Source organism: Eubacterium ramulus ATCC 29099, assembly GCF_000469345.1.
GTDB classification, from domain to species: domain Bacteria; phylum Bacillota; class Clostridia; order Lachnospirales; family Lachnospiraceae; genus Eubacterium_I; species Eubacterium_I ramulus.
In genome coordinates this window covers 1-549 of record NZ_KI271074.1, presented here as the reverse complement: position 1 = coordinate 549, position 549 = coordinate 1, and the positions used below count along the sequence as shown (strand labels likewise).

The window sequence follows — 549 nt, the reverse complement described above, 5'->3', positions numbered from 1 at the left end:
AGGGCAAATTCAAATGACCTGCCAAGTTGGGCATCTGCATTTTTTTCAATCTTCAATACCTCATTCCATAACCTTTGTTTCTGAAATGTGATTTTAAATTTTTCTAAAGCAGCTTCTTTATCTTCTGATCTTTTGTATCGGACAGATTTTTGAAAGCGTTTTATATTTTCTTCTGGTACTATCTGCCATTCAGGAGGTGCGTTTTCGCACATCATCAGACTGGTGTAGACCACTTCTTTTTTAGAAGTGTAATAACTGATTCGCCCGGTTTCCTCGTTTTTCATCACATCCCCATTGAGATATGCGGAAGCGGAGATAACAGATTTCCCTTTACTTCGTCCGACTATTTTGATTGTGTAATGAAAAATCGCCATGTCTGGATTCCCCCTTTCTGCACATCCGGCATAGATTTCCGGCAACATTGCTTTCAGTTTTAGAAAAAGCAGTATTGCCGGAACGCCCTCTGCGTAAGAGTGCCCTGCGCATAGCAGCCTGCATGGAATGCGCCCCTCTGGCGAAGAGTGCCTCCTGCGGCATGAGCAGGTCTGG

At 43.5% G+C, this 549-nt stretch carries 1 protein-coding gene and 1 pseudogene; both read right to left on the bottom strand.

Features of this window, described 5'->3' with window-relative positions; genetic code table 11:
* A partial coding sequence (locus tag HMPREF0373_RS00520; RefSeq protein ID WP_167618587.1) for a MobA/MobL family protein occupies positions 1-374 on the bottom strand: 374 nt, incomplete at its 3' end.
* A pseudogene (locus HMPREF0373_RS16245) lies at positions 331-549 on the bottom strand (hypothetical protein); the annotation flags it as partial. The gene HMPREF0373_RS00520 and the pseudogene HMPREF0373_RS16245, both read right to left, overlap by 44 nt.